This window comes from Geoglobus acetivorans (assembly GCF_000789255.1).
Classification (GTDB): domain Archaea; phylum Halobacteriota; class Archaeoglobi; order Archaeoglobales; family Archaeoglobaceae; genus Geoglobus; species Geoglobus acetivorans_B.
Genome location: NZ_CP009552.1, coordinates 1,205,739 through 1,225,710, shown reverse-complemented (window position 1 = coordinate 1,225,710; position 19,972 = coordinate 1,205,739). Strand labels below are relative to the sequence as shown.

Genomic DNA, 19,972 nt, shown 5'->3' with positions numbered 1-19,972 from the left:
GAAGCTAAATGATGATTTACCCACTTCAGAAACTCCATAAGACGATCTTCGAGAAACTGGGACAGGTTAGGGATGCATTACCCTTAAGCTTCCAGGACATCCTTTCGAGCGGTCAGGCTTACACGGGCTTTCTCAAGGTTTGGGCGGGGCATGACATGGTGTAGTATCCCGAAATAATTTCACTCCTCAAACAACCACCTCCCGCTGAACTCGAACACCCTTTCAGCAGGCGACTTTTTCAGGAAAGTCTGATAAGGAGTTTCAAGCTCATCAAAATTCAGGTCCATGTGCGGGTTCACGTGGTTGTACTGGCTTACATGCACATCAACAGAATCAAAGTTTTGGGCAGTCCTGGACTGACATCGTACTTCTGGCAGCCATCTATCTGATTTTCGTTTTTGCTGGTTTCCTCACAGAGATGGTTGCAGGACTGTGAAATTTAAAGAAACTTAAAGAAACAGAAAGCTCACAGTCTTCCAAAATATTCTTCAAGCTTTCTGTCCTTTTTGACTATTTTGAGCAGAGTTTCCTTTATTTCCTCAGGATCGGAGCTTTTAAGCCCGAAATATATGGCAAAGTTTTTGGTGGTTCTGAGTATGGTTGATCTTCCTTTTTTTTCTTCGGTAATAAACCCCATTTCCCGGAGTTTTTTTACGTGTTCGTAACATCTGTTTCCCCTTATCTTTGCAAGTTCTGAGAGCTTTACTGGTTGTTTTATCGCAATTATGGCAAGCGTCCTTAAAACACCTTTTTCGAGGTCTCTCTCCGTGAAGTTTCTTATTATCTCAGAGTATTCTGGCTTTACTCTCATCAAATACTTTTTTCCGAGCTTCACGATTTCTATGGATGTTTCCCTTGACGAGTAATCTCTGATAAGCTCTTCGATTGCCTTTTCCACTTCTCCTGCCTCTGACCCGATTACCTTTGCGATTTTTGAAGGGGAGAGTGGGTCAGAGGATGCGAACAGAATCGCCTCAATCTTGTCCTTCATTGTTCAACCTCCTAATCTCTATGTCAGTCTCGAAGATCCTCTCCTGGTGTATCTCGAACACTCTTCTGAATGCGAGATGAAGTACAGAAATGTACTTCGAGACGAGGTCAAACCCGGCAATCTCTCCGAGCTTCACGATGTCTCTGTTTTTCATCATTTCCTCAATCACTGTTTTCAGCCTCTCTATGCTCTCTTCAAGGTCTTCATCGTGGGGGACTTCGAGGGGATCGATCTGCGCTTCCGGCCTTCTGACCCTTCTCTTCCTCCTTGCTTTTCTCACTTTCTCTGCTGACTCCAGCTCCTTTATCAGATCCTCGAGCGTTGTGTATCTCCTGACCCTCTTTCTTCCGGCATCAATCAGTGCGCTTATGAGTTCATCTTCAAGAATGCTTTCGTCCAATATTTCCTCTTCAATGAAGTCCTGAGCAATGTACGACTCGAACTCGTCTTCAGGATAGTCGTATTCAATGTACGTCGGTTCCGGGAAATCCCCCTCGTAATCATCCTCTGACTCTTCTTCCTGAATTCCGATTGCCTCTGTGGTTATGATATCTGACTTCATCCTGACGAGAATTGCCGCATAGAGCAGAACCCTCCCTGAAATCCTCAAATCGAGCTTTTTTGCTTTCTCAAGCTCTCTGAGAAACTTGTCTGCAACATCAACTACGTCTATATTCACCGGATCGATTTCGCCTTTCCTGGCAAGGTTGTAGAGCATCTCTACTGGATCATCGATGCTCTCCGTATTCCAGTTACCTGTGATATGTTGTCCCTCCCCATCGTAACTCCAACAATCGCATCAGCCTGCTCGAGCATGGGCTTTCTGAGTGATACCACGATGAACTGTGCCCTTGACGACATCTCCTTTATCATTCTCGCAAGCCTTGCCACGTTAACTCCGTCCAGGAACATATCCACCTCGTCAAACGCATAGAATGGAGCCGGTTTGTAGCGCTGAATGGCGAAAATCAGGGCAAGGGCGACAAGGCTCTTCTCTCCACCACTCATCTGCTCCAGCCTCTGAACCTGTTTGCCATACGGCCTTACCTTCATGTAAAGACCCGAATTGAACGGATCGTCTGGATTGTCGAGGATAAGCTCACCCTCACCATTCGTGAGCTTCGCGATGACATCTTTGAAGTTCTCGTTAATGGCGTTGAATACTTCAAAAAACTTCTCTTTCTTCATTCTATCGTATCTGTCTATTCTTTCGAGTATCTCTCCCCTCTCCTTTTCAAGTTCGAGTTTTCTGGAGTATATCTCCTCCCATCTTTCCTTTACTTCTTCGTACTCTTTTATGGCCTTGAGATTTACATCTCCAAACCCGGAAAGTTCTTTCTCCACTTCATCAAGCTCTCTGACTGCGTCCTCTCTGCTCATTCTCGGTTCGGCCTCAGGAAGCTCCGAAACCTCAGATAGGAGCTGCTGCATGACCTCTCTTCTGGCTCTGATCTTTTCGTCGAAACCCGTAATTTCGTACTCGAGTTTACTCTCTTCGTTTTCCAGCTCCTTGATTCTTGAAAATGTCTCATCTCTTCTGGTTCTGAGCTCCCTGACTTTCGCTCCAAGCACGCTTTCTCTCTCGTTTAGTTCTTCGATTTCCTCTCTAAGCTCATCCATTCTGTGCCTGTTTTTCTCGATTTTATCCCTCAGCTCGTTAACGTCTGAATCAATTTTGGCAATTCTGCTTTCTTTTTCGCCTATCTCCTTTTCCACCTGTCTTATTTCGAGTTCTTTCTTTTCTATGTCTCCTTCAACCTTGATCATCGCTTCTCTGGCCAAAGAGAGCCTATTTTTGAGATTTTCATGCTCTTCCGTGAGTTTGGGCAACGCACTCCCCTTCAGTTTTCTGTTCAGATCTTCTATTTCTTTTTCAAACCTCTGTATTTCTGAATCGACTTCTTTCAAAGATCTTTCAGTATCCTGGACTTTCGCACCGAGTTCTCTCCTTTCCCGCTCCTTCGAGTCAATTTTTTCAATTATCTCGGATTCTCTATGGGAAAATCCTTCAAGCCTTGCCTTCAGAAGTTTGACATCGCTTTCGGCATTTCTCAGCCTCTCCTCAGCACCCTTTATTCTGTCATTTATCTCTCTCCACCGGTCTTCAAGTTTTCTGACCTCACCCAGAAGAGCGGCTTTCTTGGAGTTCATAACTGAAATCTCTTCGGAAATTCTTTTCTCCCTTTCGAGCAATTCTCTGGAGATCAGCAGACCTCTCTTTCTGTCGATGCTCCCTCCGGTTATAGCACCCGTTTTTTCGATCAGTTCGCCGTCGAGGGTAACGATTCTTTTTCCATCCATGATTTTTTTGGCATTTTCCACAGTATCCACGACTATTGTATCTCTGAATACGAAGTTGAACACAGGCCTGAATTTCGATTCACAGCTCACGAGATTGACGGCATAGTCAATAACCCCTTCAGCCTTCAGAACACCCTTGTTGAGGTTAATCTTCTCGAAATTCTTTCTGATCTTGTTCAGTGGCAGAAATGTGGCTCTGCCTCCTCTGATCTGTTTCAGGTATTTGATTGCTCTTATGGCATCATCCTCCGTCTCAACGACGATGAAGTTGAGGGCGTTGCCGGCAGCTATTTCAAGGGCCAGTGCATACCTCTCGTCAACCTCAGCGAGCTGGGCGACAACACCATAAATTCCGGGAAGAGCCTTTTTCTCCTTTGCCTCGAGAATCAGCTCAACCGCCCGGCCAAAAGCAGCGTCGTAGGCGGAAAGCTCTGCCTTAACCTTTGCAAGTTCAAGTTCCTTTTGTTTTATGTCCTCATCGATCTGGGATAGCTGATTTCTGAACTGGAAAAGTTTGCCGTCTATCTTCTGTCTCTCCTTTGTCTCTCTTGCAATTTCTCTTTCTATCCGCTCTCTTTCTGCTTCTTTTTCTTTGATTTCTTTCTTTATGGTGTCGTATTCTGCCCTTATTCTTGACAGCTCGCTATCAAGTTCTTCAATCTCGATTGTGATTCTCCTCAATCCCTCATAGAGTCTGTCTCTCTCACGCAGAAGTTCCGACCTTCTGTCCCTCAGACTTTCAAGCTGAGATGAAATTGAAACGAGTTTGTCCTTGATTTCCTTCTCCTTCCCGCCAATTTTTTCTATCTCTGCTCTGACATTTTCAATCTGGATCTCAATCGATTTCAGGTTTTCTTCCACACCTGACCTCTGGTCATACAGCCTGTCAAGTTCCTTTTTCATATCCTCTAAAAGGTCGTTGAGCTTGCTTATTTCGAGAAGCAGCCTTACTCTTTCCTGGTTTAGCCTGTCAATCTCCTTGTTAAGGTAGTTTTCTTCCTTTCTCAGACTTTCAAGCTCAGCCTGGCATTCCGTAATTCTCTCCTGAATCCTCCTGTACTCCTCATCTGCTGTTTCCGATATTTTCCTGGTAATCTCCTCAAGCTCCTGTTTGAGTGAATCCTTTTCCTTTAGAATTTCGGAAATTCTGTTAATTGCACTGTCCTTCTGGGCTTCAAGCCTCTCTATCTCTTTTTCGAGTCTTCTGATTTTGCTCACAAGTTCTTTCCTTCTTATGGCCTTAAGCTCCACTTCAAGCTCTTCCTTTTTTGAGATGAGGGATTTGTATCTCAAAGCGATCTCTCTGTCTTTTTCAAGCTCCTTCAGTCTCGACTCAACTTCATGCAGTACTGCAGAAATGGTTTCAATGTTTTGCCTTACAGCTTCAAGCTCTTCAATTGCCTTTGCCTTTTTTTCTTCAAATTCAGAAATTCCGGCAATGTCGTCTATGATTTTTCTTCTCTGCACAGGGGTCATTTCCACTATCCTTGTAACATCTCCCTGCATCACAACGTTGTACGCATCGCTGAATATCCCGTGTTTTTCAAGAATCTTCACAACCTCGCCGTGGCTTGCAGGTTTCCCGTTAATGTAGTAATGGCTGTAATAGTTTCTGTCCGTGACCCTTATCTTCCTTGAGACTGTCAGCTCGTCTCCATCTGCCTGAAATACCAGCTCAACCTCTGCACTGTCGCTTCTTTTTCCATTTCCTGAGAATACGAGGTCTGTGAGTTTTTCAGCCCTGAGGACCTTGGATGAAGAATGCAGACCGAGACAGAAAAGAATTGCATCAATAATGTTGGATTTGCCGCTCCCATTCGGACCGCTTATGACGGTAAAACCACGTTCGAAGGGTATCTCTACCTTTTTACCAAATGATTTGAAATTCCTTATCGTTATTTTTTTTACATGCATGATGTCAGTCAACAACTATTATTTCGTCACTGTCCTCCTTTTCCTCTGCTTCTCTGCTCTCCTCTTCAGGGCTCAGAATCTCTCTGATTTCCCTTGATTTCTGCTCTCTTGTGGAGAGCTCCGATTTCAGATACAGTATTTCATCCATCAGGCTCTCCACAGTCTTGTTCAGCTCAGATACCTTTGCTTCAAGCACCCTGACCTTCTCCAGTTCTTTTCTGATTTCCGAAATGATTTCAGACTTCAGTTCCTCCACATTCATTCCTGCCACCCTTTTGAGTTCTTTTATCTCCTTCTCCTTCTCGGCCAGCTTCTTTTCCAGCCTCTCAATAATCAGATCACGCTCATTCATCTGAATAAAAATAGATAAGGTAGTTTATATACTTTTTCACGGAACAAGTCTCTGCCTGTCCCTTGGGAACAGCACAGCCTCCCTGATGTTTGGTAGCTCGAGCATGGCCATGAGAAGCCTTTCAAGACCCATGCCCCAGCCAGAGTGTGGAGGCATACCGTATCTGAAGGTATCAAGATAGAATCCAAAACTCTCAGGGTCGAGGCCCTGCTCCTTAATTCTCCTCACAAGCAGGTCGTATATGTGAATTCTCTGGGCACCGCTGGATATTTCGATCCATCCCTTCATGAGATCGAATGTTTTGGATATTTCTGGCTCATCCTCGTACGGCATCGCATAGAACGGCTTTGATTCTGTGGGCCAGTCAACAATGAAGTAATAACCATCAAATTCCTCAGCGACGTATTTCAATGCCTGTGTTGACAGATCGTCTCCCCATGCAATCTCTTCCCCCTTCCTGCTTGCGATCTCGACTGCCTCGTCGTACTTCACCCTCTCAAAGGGAGTTTCTGGCACTTCAACCCTGGCATCTATCCAGTCTAAGTATCTCCCACACTTCTCTGCAACATTTTCGTGGATGCTCTTTACAAGCTCTTCAAGATACTTCATGACCCCCTCGTGGTCTGTAAAGCTTACCTCAATGTCAACGCTTATCGCTTCATTAAGGTGTCTCACCGTGTTGTGCTCCTCTGCTCTGAATATCGGACCGATTTCAAGGACTTTTTCAAGGCCTGCGGCCATCAGAGCCTGTTTGTAGAGCTGCGGGCTCTGGTTGAGAAATGCCTCTCGCTCGAAATAAGTTATCGGAAAAAGCTCGGTACCACCTTCTGTTGCGGTCGATACAATCTTTGGTGTGTGGACTTCTATGAACCCGTGTCTGTCGAAGAATTCCCGAATTGTCTGTACGGCTACATGTCTGATTCTGAAAATTGCCTGTATCCTCGGCTTTCTCAGGTCCATGAACCTGTTGTCCAGTCTCGTATCAAGCTCTGCAGGCACCTTTTCAGTTACCTCCAGTGGTAGGGGAGCGTCGGCTTCGTTGAGTATCTCGATTTCCTGGGGTATTATCTCGAATCCATTTGGAGCTTTTTCCTCAGGTTTAACCTCACCGACTACCCTTATGACGCTCTCTCTCCTTATCTTCCTTGCTTTTTTGAAAAGTTCTCTGTCAACAACCTTCTTGGGTAGTGTTATCTGAGCGAAGCCTTCCCTGTCTCTCAGGATCAGGAAGACAAGCCCTCCAAGGTCTCTAACTTCGTGAACCCATCCGTACAGTTCCACATTTCTGCCGTAATCTTCCTCACCAACATCTGCTGTGTACTTTCTCATTTCAATCTCTCCTCCACAGATTTTGCATGCCATTCAAGACCCTCAGCCTTTGCAATTTTCGAAATTATTGTGCTGAGCTTTTCAAGCCCTTCTCTGCTTATTTCCTGATATGTCATGCTTTTCATAAATGTTTCAGCACTCACGCCAGAGTACATTCTGGCAAACCCTCCTGTCGGAAGGATGTGATTTGTCCCGCTTGCGTAATCTCCAGCAGCAACGGGCGAATACCTGCCTAAGAAAACACTTCCTGCATGCCTGACCTTTTCGAAAACCTGCCAGTGATTTTCGGTTAGTATTACAAGATGCTCCGGGGCTATGCTGTTTGCAAATTCAACTGCATCTCCAATTTTTTCGAAAACCTTAATTTTGAGAATTCCCTCCGGAAACACTTCTCTAACCTTTCCTTCAACCTCTCTGGCCAGTTTTCCCGAAGTTGTTGCCACAAATGCCCTTGCCATGGGGTCGTGTTCAAGCTGAGCAAGACATTCGAGAGCCACAGTTTCGGCATCAGCACTCTCATCTGCCAGTATCATCACCTCGGAGGGACCTGCGGGCATGTCAATTGAAACATCCTTTGAAACGATCAGTTTTGCAGCGGTAACGTAGATATTTCCCGGGCCAGCTATTTTTTCAACCCTCGTTATAGTTTCAGTCCCGTATGCCATTGCGGCTATTGCCTGTGCCCCTCCAACTCTGTATATCTCATCGATTCCACAGATATCCATTGCAACAAGAGTTAGTGGATTCACCTTGCCTTCACTGTCTGGGGGTGTACATGCCACGATTTCGTCCACTCCAGCGAGGTTTGCAGGCACAGCAGACATCAGAACTGTTGAGGGATAGCTCGCTCTGCCTCCGGGTATGTACAGGCCTGCCCTCTCAACCGGGACGTATCTTTTTCCCATTATCATGTCTCCGAAATCTATTCTGATATCTCTGTCGGGCATGGTTATGTAATGGAACCGTTCTATGTTCTCCTTTGCCAGTTCAAGAGCATCGACAAGCCCGTCATCCACCCTCTCGTATGCCTCTTCGATTTCATCTTCCGTGACAGCTATTCTGTCTATTCTTACACCATCAAACTTTTCTGTAAGCTCGATAAGGGCTTTATCTCCCTCATTTTTCACCTTTTCGATAATTGGCTTTACCTTTTCGATAAACTCATCCATCAAAATCCCCCGCTCTGGTGGAGAGGTGTTCATTTATTGCGATTACTGCCCTCCTTAAAATATTTCTGTTGTCATATGCTCTAACGATCTTCTCAAGCTCTTCTTTTTCCAGGCTCATCAGCTCTCTTGCGAACCCGATCATGTTGGGTATTGCCCTTACGACGTTGTCAACTATTGTAACATCTGCCATCTGGGCTGTTCTTGACAGCGGATTCAGGTCAATGGTTATGACCTTTTTACCGTGCTTTTTCAGGATTTCACATCTGTCCCCATCTTCAAGAGGGACAAGGACAGCATCTGCCCTGTAAATTCCCCTTTTATCGACTATTCGCCTGGCGGATTCAAGTCCTTCCAGAAAGGCATCGCTGTTGCTGTACACAACGGCACCGTATTTTCCAAGTTCTTCCGCTATCTTCCTGAATCTTTCCTCCGTTCTGTAGAATATATTCACCTCTAACGGGATGTTCAGGAGTTTGGCCAGTTCGGAAATCTCTTTTCCTACGAGTGCGGCGGTGTTGCCGTTTACCGAGATGACAGGGTGCCTGGATGTTATGAGCATGGCAACTGCAACCCTCTCAGCTTCGAGGGCAAAATCATGGCTCACCTCACCAAGCAGATAATCGAAGCACTCTCCCCTTCCCTGAGCTATGAGACCTTCGGGAGCAACAAGGCCCTTCCTGAAGCCTTCAACCAGCTTCTCTCTTGTCATAAGCGAATGATATCTGGGGTGAGACTCAGGAATACGCATGCCCCTATCAACACCGGGCAGATTTAAAGTCTTTCCTGCCTGTATTTGTTCAGTATTTCACCAAGCTCCTTTCCTTCAAAGAATTTTTTCTGTGTGATTTTGTACCCTTTTTTGGTCTCTTCAAGCATTTCCAGCTCGAAAAATCTCCATTTTTCTTTTTTGACCTTCAGGGCTATGATGGGCTTTGCTCCGAACAGGTTTGAAAACATTACGAGTTCTCTCAGCTTTTCGGCGGAGATGTAAAGAGGGAGCTTCTCTCTGACCTTTACCTCTATTGCAAGAAAAATCGCCCCGTTTCCTGCAAGAATATCTGGGGAGGGATACTGCATTGAACCACTGCCAGCACTTCGTATGGCTGCAAAACCCTCATCCCACAGGAGGTGTACGAGTTCCCTTTCGTAGTGCGTCCCCTTTCTTTTCATGGTCATCAGAACTGTGTTGATCTTGCTTTTATAATGTTACCTGAAGATGTGCCTGTCCTCAACATCCATCCTTATGAGTGGTTTTGACAGGTGCCTTCTGGCCGATGGAGGTACCTCGTAGATTCCCGGTTCAAGGTCTCTCTCAACTTCGACCAGTACTTTTCCTTCGGCTTTTGTCCTGCATTTCCTGCATCTGAATCCCTTGTTCTTACCCTCGCTTTCCATCCTTTTGCCGCATTCCGGACAGACCGGATTCATCTCCCGGTATAGTTTTGCGAGAGATTCTATCCTTAATTTTTCAAGATTGATTGTCTCATCCTTGTATGCTCCGTAAACGATTACACGATCACCTTTTCGCAGCTTTCGGATGATGTTCCTGAACTGCTTTGTGGGCTCAAAAGCGGCGCACCTGACATCGCCGAATTTTGTTTCTATGGTGAAGAAAACGTGCCCACCCTCAATTTCGAACGGCTCCTCGACGATCACTCCGCTGAGGATGTATGATCTGGATTCAAGGAGACTCATGATGTCGTCTTCGTGTGTTAGGTGCATGTCAGTTCCCTGATTTGTGACGAATATCTGATATCTGTCTATTTTTTCGGTTTTTACAGTTTCAAACGCTCTCAGCACGGCGTTTATGTCGTCTCCCCGTATCCCGAAAAGTACGGGGTCCGGGGAGCCCGGAACACAGACGACCTCCTCATTCCCCCAGTCAACTGTATCAAATGTTTTCGGATAGGTCAGCAAATCTGCAAGGAAGAATGAATCAGGATCATATTCTCTTCTTTTGCCGAACCTCTCTCTTCTCCGGTATGCGAGGAGTTCTATTGTCGTGTCTTCACATTCTGCCCCAACTGCTGCTAATGCACCAATCAACCCCCTGCCCCTTTTGTACTTCAGATGGGGGATGAAGTATTTTCCGATAATGAACAGAGCCTCATCAAGCGAAATGACGTCCTTTATAGCTCTCTGGGAAAAGGTATACAGCACATTCATGATGCTGTCGTTTTCGGCGTCGATGAACACAAGCCCCGGGTCTGTGTTCTCCTCATCGAGTTCGGCAAGCTCAAGAACTGTTTCGTTGCTGATGTCTATAACTTCAGAAATGTCTTCTGTTTCTACCAGAAACGAAACCGCACCATTGCCTCTCGTTTTAAATGGGATGTTTGGGTTGAGCCGTATAAGTCTCGGGAGGCCGAGAATCCTGTTGCCTGCCTTTTCAAGTTTCTCTATCAGTATTCTCGACAGGTATGTGGTGCACATTCCTTTTCTGGAGTCTGTGTCGTCTATGCCTATCCAGAACCTCATCAGGCTGGTGGTATTTATATGGGTTTAAAAAGTGTGCAGTCATGCCTTAACCGAGTTCCTTTTCTGTGTCTGTCCTTCAAGGGCTGTGAGCCTCTCGTTGAGCCTTTCAATCAGATCTTCAAGTTCTGCTTTCATTATCTTCAGGTCTTCCAGTTTGTCTTCAATTTCTCTGAGCTTTTCATGTGCAAGTTTCAGCGTAAACCTGATCTGTTCTGGCTCACTCACATCATACATGTCGAGAATCTGCTTGATCTCCTCAAGTGTGAACCCGAGTCTTTTGCCTCTCAGAATAAGTTTCAGTCTTGCTCTATCTCTTTTTGTAAAAATTCTGTGATTCCCTGGAGTCCTCTGGGGGTTTAAAAGGCCAATTTCTTCATAATATCTGATGGTCCTCGTGCTCACGTCGAGCTCTTCTGCAAGCTCCGATATTGAGTAGTACTCTCTCCTTTTGTCATTAGTTGACATACAAATTTTTTGGAGAGAAGAATTTATAAATTTTTTCAAATCTATCCTGATTAATATGCTCAAAACCTCTGGAAACGGCTTATGCAAAAGTATTATAAACTGAGCACGGGAGTGTGCGATTAAGCTCCGGTGGTGTAGCCCGGCCAATCATACGGGACTCTCGATCCCGTGACCCGGGTTCAAATCCCGGCCGGAGCACTTCAATATTTATTATTCAGTTCTGCGAGGACCTCTCGTACCATATGGAAAACCCTTTTGGCGTCTCTGTTTGAAAGACCGGCTTTCTTCAGGCCGTCGATGCCGGCATTCATGGCATCCTTGCAGAATATTATCCCTGACATGATGAGTGTATCCAGAACATGCTTGTTAACGTCCAGCAGCGTTATGGGGTAGAGATTTTTTGAGGTTAGCAGAAATTCGATACCCCTTCCCTTTGGATAGCTCCATCCTGTGAGCTTTACCCCTCTGCATTTACCGTATTTTTTCGCTTCATCGGAGAATTTGGTGTTGGTGAACAGCCATACACCGTCAAACCCGTCGAGATCGAGAAATCTGGCGTAGGTGTACATTACCTCCTTCAGCCCCGTATATATCGGAATGTTGTGGAACTTGCACTCCACTAAATACCTTGAACCATCTTTTTCGGCAATGATATCTATTTCATGCTCCACGCACTCTCCCTTCACCATCTGGTTCGTGGATGTTCTGTAGCCGTGCTCTTCCAGAAGTTTTGCAACGAATTTTTCAAACTCGTAACCTGCAGGCCCCAGTTTGTAAAGAGACCCCTTTAAGTCGTATACCTTTCCACTAAACCCCTTGTGCTTTCCAAGCAGGTCAAGTACTATGCTTAAAATTTCGTCTGTGGTTATACCATCATAAAGTCTTTCCTCGAGTTCTTCGATAATTTTTGTTGCAGTTTTTGCATCAATGCCCGCTTTTGTTATCGTTCTTTTTATTTTCGAGGGATTGTATTCTTCAATCCTTCCATCCCTCTTTATCACGCTTATTTTATTCTGTCTCGCCAGCACAAATATCACCGTCAGGGATTGAATACTTTCCATAAACTTTTTTAATGTTTTCAGTGCAGTACGCTTGACCGTAAAATATAATCATGTGGATCGAAGGCCGCAGATATTTAACCCGGACCCCGCGGAGATTAGTAGCCAGCCGGCTCACGGAAAAATTTTTTAAACACATACCATAGCCTTCAGGGTAAGGGCTCGTAGCTCAGCCAGGCAGAGCGACGGGCTTTTAACCCGTCGGTCGCGGGTTCAAATCCCGTCGAGCCCGCTTAACCCCTATTCAAGGAGGATGACTATGAAGATCAGGCTGCAGGATCACATACTGGTTCCAAAACATGAGATTTTGAGTGAAGGGGAAGTGGAGGAACTTCTCGAGACACTCGGTATCAGGAAGGAAGATTTACCGAAAATCAGGTCAGACGACCCAATAGCGAAGGAGATTGGGGCTAAGAAAGGAGATGTTGTGAAAATAACGAGAGAGGACGAATATTTTGGTAAGAGTATAGCTTACAGGCTTGTGATATGATTCTGGGATACTGTAATGTCGGGAGAATTGAGAAATTTTTATGGTTAGTGGGTGGTAGGTATGGATAGTAGAGTTCTTGCAAGAAATTATTTCACGCATGAAAGGCTGGTAAAGCACCAGATTGACTCATACAACAGATTCATAGATGAGGGTTTACAGCGAGTAATAGATGAGCAGGGTGTCATCGAGCTTGACATCGAGAACACGTATGTAAAGCTGGGGAAAATACAGGTTGGGAAACCTATGATAAAGGAAGCTGATGGCACTGAGACTGTTCTTTACCCTTCCATCGCAAGGTTGAGGAACATGACCTATGCTGCTCCGCTGTATCTTCAGTGCTGGGTCATCGACGAGGGTAAAGAGCTCGAGGAGGAATGGGTTAGAATTGGAGAATTGCCGGTGATGGTCAAATCAAAGATATGCAACCTGAATGAAGTTGACCCCGTCAGCGTGGGTGAAGACCCCTTTGATCCGGGTGGTTATTTCATCATAAATGGAACTGAAAGGGCGCTGATGACTCTTGAGGACCTTGCCCCAAACAAAATCCTTCTCGAGAAAGAAGAGAGGTACGGTGAGGAGATTGAGATTGCAAAGTGCTTCAGCCAGAGGAGAGGGTACAGAGCCTTAATCGTTGTTGAAAGGAGTAAGAGCAACACGCTGGAGGTTAGTTTTCCGCAGCTCCCCAAGCCAATTCAGTTTGTGGTGATGATGAGGGCCTTGGGCGTCGAAAGCGATCAGGAAATCGTTGAGATGGTGAGCAACGATCCGGAAATAATGAAGTTCATGCTTGAGAATGTTGAGGTTGCCGAGGTTGAGAGCCAGGATGAGGCAATAGATTACATAGGTAAGAGAGTTGCACCGGGTCAGAGCAGGGAATACAGGTTGCAGAGAGCAGAACAGGTTATTGATCAGTACTTCCTTCCGCATATTGGGACCGAAAAGGAAGACAGAAAGGCGAAAGCCTTCTTCCTTGCGAGGATGGCTGAGGCAGTTCTGGAGCTTTATCTTGGTTACAGAAGTGAGGATGACAAGGACCATTATGCAAACAAGAGGCTCAAGCTTGCTGGAGACCTTATGGAGGAAATTTTCAGAGTTGCATTTCTCAGGCTCATGAAGGATGTCAAGTACCAGCTTGAGAGAGCAAAGGTCAGGGGGAGGTCGATGAAGATGTCCACTGCAGTTAGGAGTGACGTTCTCACGGACAGAATCATGCATCCAATGGCGACTGGTAACTGGGTAGGAGGCAGAACGGGTGTTTCTCAGCTTATAGACAGACACAATTACATCTCCATTCTCTCACAGCTCAGGAGAGTAATATCTCCTCTTTCGAGATCACAGCCGCATTTTGAGGCAAGAGATCTGCACCCCACTCAGTTTGGGAGGATATGTCCGAGTGAGACACCAGAAGGGCCAAACTGTGGTCTTGTCAAGAACTTTGCCGAGTATGCTGAGGTAAGCGTCGGCGTCGATGAGGAAGAGGTCATTTCCACCCTTTACAGCCTTGGTGTGGAGAAAATTAAAGGGTGATGTTTCATGAAAAAATGCAGAGTTTATGTTAACGGTGCCCTTGTCGGATTTGTGGATGATGGCGGGAAACTTGCTGAACAGATACGAGATCTGAGGAGGAAGGGCAAAATAAGCAATCAGATTAATGTGGTTTACTACTCTGACTCCAACGAGGTTAGGATAAACACTGACGCTGGAAGGGCGAGAAGGCCCCTGATCGTGGTCAGGAATGGTAGGCCCTTGGTGACCGACGAAGATATTGAAAAGCTGAAGAACGGAGAGATCTCTTTTGACGATCTCGTAAGGCAGGGCAAAATTGAGTATCTGGATGCAGAGGAAGAGGAAAATGCGTACATTGCCATAAGCGAAGATGTGCTCACAGAGGAGCATACTCACCTTGAGGTTGATCCCGCGCTCATTGTCGGTATCTGTACGGGCAGCCTTCCGTATCCCGAACACAACGCTTCTCCAAGAAACACAATGGGCGCTGCGATGATAAAGCAGAGCCTGGGTTTGCCATATTCCAATCTCAAGTTCAGGGCGGATACGAGAGGGCACCTTCTCCACTATCCGCAGAAGCCAATAGTTGCCACCGATACTCAGATGGAAATAAGATTCGATGAAAGGCCTGCAGGGCAGAACTTTGTTGTTGCGGTTATAAGCTATGAGGGTTATAACATTGAGGATGCCCTTATTTTCAACAAGGCCAGCATTGAAAGAGGGCTTGGCAGGTCCCACTTCTTCAGAACGTATGAAGCGGAGGAGATGAGGTATCCCGGTGGTCAGGAGGATAAGTTCGAGATTCCGCCTTCTGATGTAAACGGTTACAGGGGTGCCGAAGCATACATGCATCTGGATGAGGACGGACTCGTGTTCCCGGAAACCGAGGTCGGTCCGGATGACGTGCTGATCGGAAAAACATCTCCACCGAGGTTCCTTGAGGAACCCACTGAGCTCGGTATCTCTCCCCAGAAGAGGAGGGAGACATCCGTAACCATGAGAAGCAACGAAAAGGGTATTGTTGATGCCGTTTTTCTTACAATCTCTGAAAACGGACAGAAGCTCACAAAGGTCAGGGTCAGGGATCAGAGAATCCCCGAACTTGGAGATAAGTTTGCCTCGAGACACGGACAGAAGGGAGTTATTGGACTGATTGTGCCAGAGGAGGACATGCCCTTCAGCGAATCAGGCATAGTGCCGGATATGATTGTCAATCCCCATGCAATTCCTTCGAGAATGACCGTGGGACATGTTCTTGAGATGATTGGTGGGAAGGTCGGCAGTCTCGAGGCAAGGAGGGTTGATGGAACGGTCTTCCACGGTGAGAAGGAGGAAGACCTGAGACAGACCCTGATAAAGTATGGTTTCAGCCATACGGGTAAAGAGGTAATGTATGATGGCATCACGGGCAAGAAGATTGTTGCCGACATCTTTGTTGGTGTGATCTATTATCAGAAGCTGTATCACATGGTGTCGAGCAAGCTTCACGCAAGGAGCAGAGGACCCGTTCAGATTCTCACAAGGCAGCCAACAGAAGGTAGAGCGAGGAAGGGTGGTCTCAGGTTTGGTGAAATGGAAAGGGATGTTCTCATTGGACATGGTGCTGCTTTGCTGCTCAAGGACAGGTTGCTCGACGAATCTGACAAAGTTGAGGTCTGGGTGTGCAACAAGTGTGGACATGTGGCAACCTATGATTTCAGAAGGAGGACTCCGTACTGTACGGTATGTGATGACGACAGCGACATCCACAGGGTGGAGATGAGCTATGCCTTCAAGCTTTTGCTCGATGAGATGAAGTCCATGATAATCGCTCCAAGGCTCCTGCTTGGAGATAGGGCGTGAGGTGGTTGAATGATACCGAAAAGAATTAGCTCGATCAGGTTTGAAGTTTTAAGTCCAAAAGAAATAAGAAAAATGAGTGTTGTCAAAGTAATCTCACCTGAAACTTACGATGACGATGGTTTTCCCATCGAATTCGGATTGATGGACCCGAGGCTTGGAGTTATAGATCCCGGACTGAAATGCAAAACCTGTGGTGGCAAGGCCGGCGAGTGTCCGGGCCATTTTGGCCACATTGAGCTTGCAGCCCCGGTGATTCATGTAGGCTATGCCAAGCTCATAGCAAGGTTGCTCAATGCGACATGCAGGGAGTGCGGAAGAATTCTGCTCAAGGATGATAGACGAGATAAATTTGTGGCTGAAATTGAAGAGAGGCGAAAGCTCGGTCAGGATTACGAGGGAATGGTAAAGGAAGTCTTCAGAGTTACGAAATCTGTTAAAAAGTGTCCTCACTGCGGTTCTGATCAGATGGAGATCAAATTCGAAAAACCCACGTTTTTCTATGAGAACGAGCACAGACTCACTCCCAGGGATGTGAGGGAGAGGCTTGAAAAGATCCCCGATGAGGATCTGCCGGCTTTTGGAATGGATCCCAAGGCAGTCAGGCCAGAGTGGATGGTTCTCACGGTTCTGCCCGTTCCACCGGTAACGGTAAGACCTTCGATCATCCTTGAGACCGGTCAGAGGAGCGAGGACGACCTTACTCACAAGCTTGTGGATATTATCAGGATAAACCAGAGATTTATGGAGAATAAGGAAGCTGGTGCTCCACAGCTCATACTTGAAGACCTCTGGGAACTCTTGCAGTATCACGTCACGACCTACCTTGACAACGAGGTATCGGGCATACCTCCTGCGAGACACAGGAGTGGCAGACCTCTCAAAACTCTCGCACAGAGGCTTAAAGGCAAGGAGGGAAGATTCAGAGGTAGTCTGTCGGGTAAAAGAGTTAACTTTTCAGCAAGAACCGTCATCAGCCCTGATCCAAACCTCAGCATAAACGAGGTGGGCGTTCCGCTGGAGGTTGCTGAAGAGCTGTCTGTTCCGATATATGTGACTGAGAAGAACATTGAAGAGGCGAGAGAGTTCATTCTCAGGGACGAGCACCCCAAGGCGAACTATGTTATCAGGGAAGACGGCAGGAGAATCAGAATCATCGAATCAAACAGATATGAGCTTGCAGAAAAACTTGAGCCTGGATGGATTGTCGAGAGACAGCTTATGGATGGCGACATCGTTCTGTTCAACAGACAGCCCTCGCTGCACAGGATGAGCATCATGGCACATTACGTGAAAGTCCTGCCCTACAAAACATTCAGACTCAATCCGGCAGTTTGTCCGCCATACAACGCTGATTTTGATGGAGACGAGATGAACCTGCACGTGCCGCAAAGCCTTGAAGCTCAGGCAGAGGCGAAGATTCTGATGGCGGTTCAGGAGCACATTCTGTCCCCAAGATTCGGTGGACCGATTATTGGAGGAATCCATGATCACATCTCAGGCCTGTATCTCCTCACGAGGGGTGAGAAATTATTCAGCAAGGCAGAGGTTATGGAAATAATACGCCCCCTGGAAATAACAAAGCTCCCTGAGCCGAAGCATGATGGCAAGTGGGACGGAAAGCAGATTTTCAGCATGATCCTTCCCGATTTATCCCTCGAGTTCAAGGCGGAAATCTGCCAGGGATGCGAGGTCTGCAAGGGCGTTGAGTGTGAAAATGACGCCTATGTGTACATAAGGAACGGAGAACTCGTTACCGGGACTATCGATGAGAAGGCGGTCGGTGCTTTCAAGGGGATAATTATTGATGAAATCATCAGAAAGTACGGAACCGAGGAGGCAAGGAAGTTCATAGACAACATGACCAAACTCGCCATCAGGGCAATCATGTTCACGGGCTTTACAGTGGGTATTGACGACGTTGACATTCCGAAAGAGGCAAGAGAGCAGATCGAACAGGTTATTGAGGAAGCAGAGGAAAGGGTGTGGAAACTCATTGAGGCGTACAAGCAGGGTAACCTTGAACCCATGCCCGGGCGGAGCATAGAGGAAACACTTGAGATGAAGATCATGCAGGAGCTCGGCAGGGCGAGAGACATGGCCGGAAAGATAGCAGGAAGGTATCTGGGTATGGATAACGCAGCGGTCATCATGGCTGTGAGCGGTGCAAGGGGTTCGATGCTCAACCTTACCCAGATGGCGGCATGCATCGGGCAGCAGTCTGTCAGAGGAGAGAGGATTAAGAGAGGTTACACCTATACGGACAGAACTCTTCCGCACTTCAAGCCTGGCGATTTAGGTCCTGAGGCGAGGGGTTTTGTGAGGAGCAGTTACAAGGACGGCCTGAATCCAATTGAGTTCTTCTTCCACGCTGTTGGTGGTAGAGAAGGTCTTGTCGATACTGCTGTCAGAACTTCACAGTCGGGTTACCTGCAGAGAAGGCTGATCAACGCTCTCCAGGACCTCAAGGTGGATTATGATGGAACTGTTAGAGAGCAGACCAGCGGTCTTATTGTTCAGTTCAGATATGGACAGGATGGTGTGGATCCCATGAAAAGCTACAGGGGTAAGGCTGTGGATGTAAAGAGAATCATCAGGGAAGTAATGGGAGAGTGATGAGCATGAAGGAGACGTATTATGAATTGATGAAGGATTATCCCCTTCCGGATTGTGTGAGGAGTTTGGTTGCTGAGGAACTGGAAAAGATAAATGCGGATGAAAATACTGCCAGAAAAGTAATTGAGAGGTGTTATGAGGCTTACCTGAGAAACCTTGTTGAGCCCGGAGAGGCAGCAGGCATAGTTGCAGCCCAGTCCATTGGAGAGCCAGGCACCCAGATGACGATGAGAACGTTCCACTATGCTGGTGTTGCAGAGATCAACGTTACTCTCGGTCTTCCAAGGCTGATTGAGATTCTGGACGTCAGGAAGAATCCCTCAACACCCATGATGACCATAAGGCTGATTCCCGAATATGCGAAGGACAGGGAAAAGGCAAGGGAGGTTGCAAACAGGATTGAAGCCACATACGTTACTGATGTGGCGGAGATAGTTACTGATCTGAGGAGGATGCAGATAGTGATCAAACCCGATGTTAAGGCTCTCGAAAGAAAGGGGCTTGACAGAGATAAGCTGAAAAAGAAGATTGAAAAAAGTCTCAAAATCGAGCTTGAGGGGGTTGATGGGGATTTCGTTCTGAGCATTGAAGAGCCGTCGTTCAAACTTCTGATGGACACGTTCGATAAAGTGAAGAGGCTTGTTGTATCTGGAATTAAGGAAATAAAGAGAGTCATCATAAGGAAAGAGGGCGACGAGTACGTCCTGTACACTGAAGGTTCAAACCTCAAAAAAGTTATGAAAGAGAAAGGCGTTGACTATGCGAGAACCGTCACAAATAATATATACGAGATATATGAGGTTCTGGGAATCGAAGCTGCCAGAAATGCAGTGATAAATGAGGCAATATCCACACTCGAAGAGCAGGGTCTTGAGGTTGACAGGAGGCACATAATGCTGGTGGCAGATGTTATGACTGCCGATGGAGATTTGAAGCAGATTGGAAGGCATGGTGTTGCCGGAGAGAAACACAGCATACTGGCAAGGGCTGCATTTGAAATGACTGTAAACAATCTGCTGGATGCTGCGGTTAGAGGAGAGGTGGACGAGTTGAAGGGAATTACCGAAAATATAATTGTTGGACAGCCCATAAAGCTTGGAACGGGGGATGTTGAACTTGTGGTAAAACTGTTCACGGGGGGGGATAAATGAAGGTAGATTTGAGTAAGGCTTTGAGAAGAGCACTGAAAACAGGAGAGGTCTATGTTGGGAGTAAGAGAACCCTCAAGGCTGTGAAGGACGGGAAGGCAAAGATGGTTATTGTGGCCAGAAACTGTCCTGAAGAGGTGCTTGAGGGTCTTAAGGGGCACGATGTGAAAATCCTGACTTACGATGGAACGAATATGGAGCTTGGTGCAATATGTGGTAAGCCGTTCAGTGTTGCAGCACTGGCAATTGTTGACGAAGGCGAATCCGAGATACTAAGTGCGGAATGAATCAATACTCTATAAATTATATATTTTTG

At 46.5% G+C, this 19,972-nt stretch carries 18 protein-coding genes, 2 tRNA genes and 1 pseudogene; 9 read left to right on the top strand and 12 right to left on the bottom strand.

Annotation, left to right across the window (positions count from 1 at the left end):
- Positions 1–8: 8 nt before the first annotated feature.
- On the top strand, positions 9–164 hold the full coding sequence (locus tag GACE_RS11720; RefSeq protein WP_158413825.1) for a hypothetical protein: 156 nt from the start codon (positions 9–11) through the stop codon (positions 162–164).
- Positions 165–179: 15 nt separating this feature from the next.
- Here the strand turns inward: GACE_RS11720 and GACE_RS11560 are convergent.
- From GACE_RS11560 to GACE_RS07230, 11 genes and pseudogenes are all read right to left on the bottom strand, one after another.
- Positions 180–338, bottom strand: a pseudogene (locus GACE_RS11560) (IS481 family transposase); the annotation flags it as partial.
- 128 nt (positions 339–466) lie between these two features.
- A complete protein-coding gene (gene scpB, locus GACE_RS07275) occupies positions 467–991 on the bottom strand; it encodes an SMC-Scp complex subunit ScpB (protein WP_048092356.1) in 525 nt (174 codons plus the stop codon).
- On the bottom strand, positions 975–1,709 hold the full coding sequence (locus GACE_RS07270) for a segregation/condensation protein A (RefSeq protein WP_048092355.1): 735 nt from the start codon (positions 1,707–1,709) through the stop codon (positions 975–977). Before GACE_RS07270 ends, scpB begins: the two co-directional genes overlap by 17 nt.
- Positions 1,710–1,711: 2 nt before the next feature.
- Positions 1,712–5,206 (bottom strand): chromosome segregation protein SMC, encoded by a 3,495-nt coding sequence (gene smc / locus GACE_RS07265; protein WP_048092353.1) that lies wholly within the window; start codon positions 5,204–5,206, stop codon positions 1,712–1,714.
- Positions 5,207–5,210: 4 nt separating this feature from the next.
- Positions 5,211–5,558 (bottom strand): hypothetical protein, encoded by a 348-nt coding sequence (locus GACE_RS07260; RefSeq protein ID WP_048092351.1) that lies wholly within the window; start codon positions 5,556–5,558, stop codon positions 5,211–5,213.
- Between the two features lie 36 nt (positions 5,559–5,594).
- Complete coding sequence (gene aspS, locus GACE_RS07255) at positions 5,595–6,887, bottom strand: aspartate--tRNA(Asn) ligase (protein ID WP_048093761.1); 1,293 nt, start codon at positions 6,885–6,887, stop codon at positions 5,595–5,597.
- The gene (gene hisD, locus GACE_RS07250; protein WP_318249161.1) at positions 6,884–8,056 is read right to left on the bottom strand and encodes a histidinol dehydrogenase; all 1,173 of its coding nucleotides are present in this window, start codon (positions 8,054–8,056) and stop codon (positions 6,884–6,886) included. Before hisD ends, aspS begins: the two co-directional genes overlap by 4 nt.
- A complete protein-coding gene (locus GACE_RS07245) occupies positions 8,049–8,804 on the bottom strand; it encodes a 4-phosphopantoate--beta-alanine ligase (RefSeq protein ID WP_048092348.1) in 756 nt (251 codons plus the stop codon). The genes hisD and GACE_RS07245 overlap by 8 nt, the downstream gene beginning before the upstream one ends.
- Positions 8,805–8,827: 23 nt before the next feature.
- Positions 8,828–9,232, bottom strand: coding sequence for a Holliday junction resolvase Hjc (gene hjc, locus GACE_RS07240; RefSeq protein WP_318249160.1), 405 nt, complete (start codon positions 9,230–9,232; stop codon positions 8,828–8,830).
- A 30-nt stretch (positions 9,233–9,262) separates the two neighbouring features.
- The gene (locus GACE_RS07235; RefSeq protein WP_048092347.1) at positions 9,263–10,534 is read right to left on the bottom strand and encodes a tRNA(Ile)(2)-agmatinylcytidine synthase; all 1,272 of its coding nucleotides are present in this window, start codon (positions 10,532–10,534) and stop codon (positions 9,263–9,265) included.
- A gap of 39 nt (positions 10,535–10,573) precedes the next feature.
- Positions 10,574–10,999 carry a MerR family transcriptional regulator gene (locus tag GACE_RS07230; protein WP_048092346.1) on the bottom strand — a complete coding sequence of 142 codons (426 nt, stop codon included), beginning with the start codon at positions 10,997–10,999 and terminating at the stop codon, positions 10,574–10,576.
- Positions 11,000–11,122: 123 nt separating this feature from the next.
- Here GACE_RS07230 and GACE_RS07225 point away from each other — a divergent pair.
- Positions 11,123–11,197, top strand: a tRNA-Glu gene (locus tag GACE_RS07225).
- Between the two features lie 2 nt (positions 11,198–11,199).
- On the opposite strand, the gene GACE_RS07220 is transcribed toward GACE_RS07225, so the two are convergent.
- On the bottom strand, positions 11,200–12,036 hold the full coding sequence (locus GACE_RS07220) for an ATP cone domain-containing protein (RefSeq protein ID WP_052400251.1): 837 nt from the start codon (positions 12,034–12,036) through the stop codon (positions 11,200–11,202).
- A gap of 179 nt (positions 12,037–12,215) precedes the next feature.
- Between GACE_RS07220 and GACE_RS07215 the strand changes: the two genes are divergently transcribed.
- From GACE_RS07215 to GACE_RS07185, 7 genes are all read left to right on the top strand, one after another.
- A tRNA-Lys gene (locus GACE_RS07215) sits at positions 12,216–12,289 on the top strand.
- Between the two features lie 27 nt (positions 12,290–12,316).
- On the top strand, positions 12,317–12,547 hold the full coding sequence (locus GACE_RS07210) for a DNA-directed RNA polymerase subunit H (RefSeq protein WP_193363913.1): 231 nt from the start codon (positions 12,317–12,319) through the stop codon (positions 12,545–12,547).
- Between the two features lie 60 nt (positions 12,548–12,607).
- Positions 12,608–14,074 (top strand): DNA-directed RNA polymerase subunit B'', encoded by a 1,467-nt coding sequence (locus GACE_RS07205; protein ID WP_048092345.1) that lies wholly within the window; start codon positions 12,608–12,610, stop codon positions 14,072–14,074.
- Positions 14,075–14,080: 6 nt separating this feature from the next.
- The gene (rpoB, locus tag GACE_RS07200; protein ID WP_048092343.1) at positions 14,081–15,895 is read left to right on the top strand and encodes a DNA-directed RNA polymerase subunit B; all 1,815 of its coding nucleotides are present in this window, start codon (positions 14,081–14,083) and stop codon (positions 15,893–15,895) included.
- Positions 15,896–15,904: 9 nt separating this feature from the next.
- Positions 15,905–18,508, top strand: coding sequence for a DNA-directed RNA polymerase subunit A' (locus GACE_RS07195; protein ID WP_048092341.1), 2,604 nt, complete (start codon positions 15,905–15,907; stop codon positions 18,506–18,508).
- Positions 18,508–19,659, top strand: a complete 1,152-nt coding sequence (rpoA2, locus tag GACE_RS07190) for a DNA-directed RNA polymerase subunit A'' (protein ID WP_048092339.1) — start codon at positions 18,508–18,510, stop codon at positions 19,657–19,659. The genes GACE_RS07195 and rpoA2 overlap by 1 nt, the downstream gene beginning before the upstream one ends.
- Positions 19,656–19,943: a 50S ribosomal protein L30e gene (locus GACE_RS07185; RefSeq protein ID WP_048092337.1), complete on the top strand. Its 288-nt coding sequence runs from the start codon at positions 19,656–19,658 to the stop codon at positions 19,941–19,943. Before rpoA2 ends, GACE_RS07185 begins: the two co-directional genes overlap by 4 nt.
- Positions 19,944–19,972: the final 29 nt, after the last annotated feature.

Coding starts and splice junctions, on each gene's coding strand:
- GACE_RS07235 (WP_048092347.1), bottom strand. CDS start 10,534: ATGAGGTTCTGGATAGGCATAGACGACACAGACTCCAGAAAAGGAATG.
- GACE_RS07210 (WP_193363913.1), top strand. CDS start 12,317: ATGAAGATCAGGCTGCAGGATCACATACTGGTTCCAAAACATGAGATT.
- smc (WP_048092353.1), bottom strand. CDS start 5,206: ATGCATGTAAAAAAAATAACGATAAGGAATTTCAAATCATTTGGTAAA.
- GACE_RS07260 (WP_048092351.1), bottom strand. CDS start 5,558: ATGAATGAGCGTGATCTGATTATTGAGAGGCTGGAAAAGAAGCTGGCC.
- GACE_RS07270 (WP_048092355.1), bottom strand. CDS start 1,709: ATGCTCTACAACCTTGCCAGGAAAGGCGAAATCGATCCGGTGAATATA.
- hisD (WP_318249161.1), bottom strand. CDS start 8,056: ATGGATGAGTTTATCGAAAAGGTAAAGCCAATTATCGAAAAGGTGAAA.
- rpoB (WP_048092343.1), top strand. CDS start 14,081: ATGAAAAAATGCAGAGTTTATGTTAACGGTGCCCTTGTCGGATTTGTG.
- rpoA2 (WP_048092339.1), top strand. CDS start 18,508: ATGAGCATGAAGGAGACGTATTATGAATTGATGAAGGATTATCCCCTT.
- GACE_RS11720 (WP_158413825.1), top strand. CDS start 9: ATGATGATTTACCCACTTCAGAAACTCCATAAGACGATCTTCGAGAAA.
- scpB (WP_048092356.1), bottom strand. CDS start 991: ATGAAGGACAAGATTGAGGCGATTCTGTTCGCATCCTCTGACCCACTC.
- GACE_RS07230 (WP_048092346.1), bottom strand. CDS start 10,999: ATGTCAACTAATGACAAAAGGAGAGAGTACTACTCAATATCGGAGCTT.
- GACE_RS07245 (WP_048092348.1), bottom strand. CDS start 8,804: ATGCGTATTCCTGAGTCTCACCCCAGATATCATTCGCTTATGACAAGA.
- hjc (WP_318249160.1), bottom strand. CDS start 9,232: ATGACCATGAAAAGAAAGGGGACGCACTACGAAAGGGAACTCGTACAC.
- GACE_RS07205 (WP_048092345.1), top strand. CDS start 12,608: ATGGATAGTAGAGTTCTTGCAAGAAATTATTTCACGCATGAAAGGCTG.
- GACE_RS07195 (WP_048092341.1), top strand. CDS start 15,905: ATGATACCGAAAAGAATTAGCTCGATCAGGTTTGAAGTTTTAAGTCCA.
- GACE_RS07185 (WP_048092337.1), top strand. CDS start 19,656: ATGAAGGTAGATTTGAGTAAGGCTTTGAGAAGAGCACTGAAAACAGGA.
- aspS (WP_048093761.1), bottom strand. CDS start 6,887: ATGAGAAAGTACACAGCAGATGTTGGTGAGGAAGATTACGGCAGAAAT.